Source organism: Aneurinibacillus thermoaerophilus (genome assembly GCF_900099925.1).
Lineage (GTDB): Bacteria > Bacillota > Bacilli > Aneurinibacillales > Aneurinibacillaceae > Aneurinibacillus > Aneurinibacillus thermoaerophilus.
In genome coordinates this window covers 1-1,041 of sequence record NZ_FNDE01000103.1, presented here as the reverse complement: position 1 = coordinate 1,041, position 1,041 = coordinate 1, and the positions used below count along the sequence as shown (strand labels likewise).

Annotated in this window: 2 pseudogenes; both read right to left on the bottom strand. The window is 47.3% G+C overall.

Annotation, left to right across the window (positions count from 1 at the left end):
- Nucleotides 1-423: pseudogene (locus BLR88_RS18895) on the bottom strand (hypothetical protein); the annotation flags it as partial.
- A gap of 142 nt (nucleotides 424-565) precedes the next feature.
- Nucleotides 566-991, bottom strand: a pseudogene (locus BLR88_RS18890) (single-stranded DNA-binding protein); the annotation flags it as partial.
- Between the last annotated feature and the right edge of the window lie 50 nt (nucleotides 992-1,041).

The following is a 1,041-nucleotide window of genomic DNA, read 5'->3' as shown; positions in this document are numbered from 1 at the left end:
AATCGGATTTTCCTCACGCGTATGCGCATGATGAGGATTATGATTATTTAGTTTAGTTTTGTTTAATAATGGGTCACTACTGTGGACACCATTGCGGATACCATTGTGGACACTACTGTGGACACCAGTGTGGTCATATTGTGACCACAGAGAAGTCATTTTGTATAAAGCTGACTGATTTCCGCCTCTTGATTTGAACTGAATATATCCTTTTTGCGAGAGTTCGTTTCTCGCTTTTTTAAACATGCTATCTTTCAATCCAGACTTCATGCATAGCACCGATGCAGCTACAGCAAACTCCTCTATCCATCCAGCCTTATTGTTTACAGACATCAAAGCGTGCCATAAAGCAATTGCCGATGAAGATAATGGATTTGTTTCGAGCCGATCATAGAATGCATTCAGTTCTTGGATGTAGTTCATGCAATCGCCCCCTATTTGATAGAAAGGGGGAGGAAAAAAGTCATGCCCCCTTTCTCATTCGTTTACGCTTCGGCATTCTATCTTCATAACCCAACGGGTCTTCCCATGCCCCCGGCTCTTCATCCGAACCAGGGGCTTCATCAAAAGGGAGATCATCGTCCGAGATATCAATTGGCTTTTGGTCATCAGCAAACGGATTAGAATTGTTATCTTTGTTGCTTGGCTGCCCTTGGCCATTACTGCTTTGTTGTCCTCCACCAAGGAACTGTACCTGATCTGCAACAACCTCTGTGACGCGTACTTTCTGCCCTTCCTTGTTCTCGTATGACCGGACCTGAATCCGACCATCCACGGCGGCCTGCCGACCTTTGGCAAGGTACTTGGCTGAGTTTTCAGCGTTCTTCCCCCACACAACGACTGGAATGAAGTCCGTCTCACGCTCTCCGTTCTGGCCGCTGAAGCGTCGGTCAATCGCCAGCGTGAACGTTCCAACTGCTGTGCCGCCTGGTGTGTATCTGAGAATTGGGTCAGCCGTTAGCCGCCCCAATAACACCGCTCGATTTAGCATCCGTTACGCTCCCTTCTCTTCCAGCTTCTTCGCTAGCATTTTTTCGATAG